The following is a 1,895-nucleotide window of genomic DNA, read 5'->3' on the forward strand; positions in this document are numbered from 1 at the left end:
CAAGATCCTTGCCGAACGTTATCGAAATAGAGGGAAAAGACTCGGTTTGAGATTCAATTTAATTGCTGGAATCTATAACTTGGAGCTGAGTAAAAAATGATTTATGAAAGAAGTCTTATCATGTTAATATTATTCAGGTTATTATGAGATTGAATAATTTCTCACAAAATAATTTTGATTACTTATTAAAATGTCTTACTAGTCCTAATTGGTGGATCAGAAAGAGATCTGCGCAAGCTATAGTTCAATATTATAATTCAGATGCTGATTTAATCGATAATTTGATTGAAAGAATTAATGATAAATTTGCAAAAGATTCTCTTATTGCAGAATCAAATAAGCATAGAATAAATAATATTATTGAGCTTGTTTGAGATGGAAAAATTTATTGAAATCTGGGGAATTATTTTTTTAATATACTTTCTTATTGTTAATATAGGTTATGGCTTACTTAATATTTTAGGTTTTTTTAGCATTAAAAAAAAATTGAAATCTAATCTTCATGAAGCCTGGTTTACAGAATTCAATACTTACGATGTTCCGATTAGTATCATAGCTCCTACTTATAATGAAGAACTAACTATTATAGAATCTGTTAGATCTCTGTTGAAATTAAACTATTCAGAATTTGAAGTTATCGTTGTTTGTGATGGACCGAAAGATAAAACACTAGAAATCTTAATGGATACTTTCGCATTGGTGCCAACTTTGGATATACCTAGGATAAAGTTAAACCATAAGCCGATTAAAAAAAATTATATTTCTTCAATTGATAAAAGATTAAAAGTTGTTTTAAAAGAAAATGGAGGAAAAGCTGATGCTTTAAACTGTGGTATAAATATTAGTAGTTATCCATTATTTTGTGCGATTGACGCTGATTCTATTTTGGATTCAGAAGCATTACATAAACTTGCTCAACCATTTTTTTTAGAAAATAACACTGTAGCAAGTGGTGGGATTGTTCGTATTGCGAATGGTTGTAAAATTATTAACGGAAATGTTCAAAAAGTTGATACTCCAAAGACCTGGTTGGAAACAATTCAAATTGTTGAATATTTACGGGCATACTCCAATGGAAGAATGGGTTGGGTTGCTCTTGATAGTGTGATGATTATTTCTGGTGCTTTTGGACTTTTTTCCAAAAAAGCAGTTATGGAAGTAAATGGATATAATCAGGATACTGTTGGTGAAGATATGGAATTGGTTTTGAAATTAAGAAAAGAAGGACTTGAAAACAACACCAATATAAATATTTCATTTATTCCTGATGCAGTTTGTTGGACACAATGTCCAGATAACTTAAAAACTTTAAGCATCCAAAGAAAAAGATGGCAAAGAGGCTTGCTTGAAAGCTTATGGAGTTTTAAATACTTATTCTTTAATCTTAAAAGTGGGAAATTAGGATTTTTTGCATTTCCATTTTTTGTTTTTGTTGAAGCATTAGGCCCTTTTTTTGAGTTGATTGGATTTGTTAGCTTAATTTTATTGGCTATTTTGGGTTTTGTGAATTGGATTGTATGTGTTTATTTTTATCTTTTAGCACTATGTTTTGGTTTAATACTCTCATTAAGTGCTGTTCTTATTGAAGTAATTTTCTTTAAATATTATAGCCCCAAAAGTATTTTAAAATTAATTTTGGCTTGTTTTTTAGAAAACCTATGGTTTCGATATATTCATTCTTATTGGAGAGTGATTGGCTCAATTCAGTATCTTAGAAAATTGCCTCTACATTGGGGAGAAATGAAAAGAATTAAATTTTAATAAGTTTCTGGCACTACGTGGTGTAAAGGTTGATCACACCACGATTTATCGCTGGGTTCAACGTTACGCCCCTGAAATAGAAAAGCGGTTGCGCTGGTACTGGCGTAATCCTACTGACCTCAGCCCGTGGCATA

At 30.6% G+C, this 1,895-nt stretch carries 2 protein-coding genes and 2 pseudogenes; all 4 read left to right on the top strand.

What is annotated here, in order from left to right; all coding sequences use genetic code 11:
• Positions 1-100 (top strand): annotated as a pseudogene (locus ACE01R_RS17695) (IS5/IS1182 family transposase); the annotation flags it as partial.
• 49 nt (positions 101-149) lie between these two features.
• Positions 150-374, top strand: a complete 225-nt coding sequence (locus tag ACE01R_RS17700) for a hypothetical protein (RefSeq protein WP_395552793.1) — start codon at positions 150-152, stop codon at positions 372-374.
• 1 nt (position 375) lies between these two features.
• Positions 376-1,761: a glycosyltransferase family 2 protein gene (locus ACE01R_RS17705; RefSeq protein ID WP_395552794.1), complete on the top strand. Its 1,386-nt coding sequence runs from the start codon at positions 376-378 to the stop codon at positions 1,759-1,761.
• 10 nt (positions 1,762-1,771) lie between these two features.
• A pseudogene (locus ACE01R_RS17710) lies at positions 1,772-1,895 on the top strand (IS6 family transposase); the annotation flags it as partial.

Source organism: Acinetobacter sp. BSP-28, from assembly GCF_044130285.1.
Classification (GTDB): Bacteria; Pseudomonadota; Gammaproteobacteria; order Pseudomonadales; family Moraxellaceae; genus Acinetobacter.

Bases quoted from the DNA above. Each gene is read 5' to 3' on its own strand.
- ACE01R_RS17705 (WP_395552794.1), top strand. From the start codon at position 376: ATGGAAAAATTTATTGAAATCTGGGGAATTATTTTTTTAATATACTTT.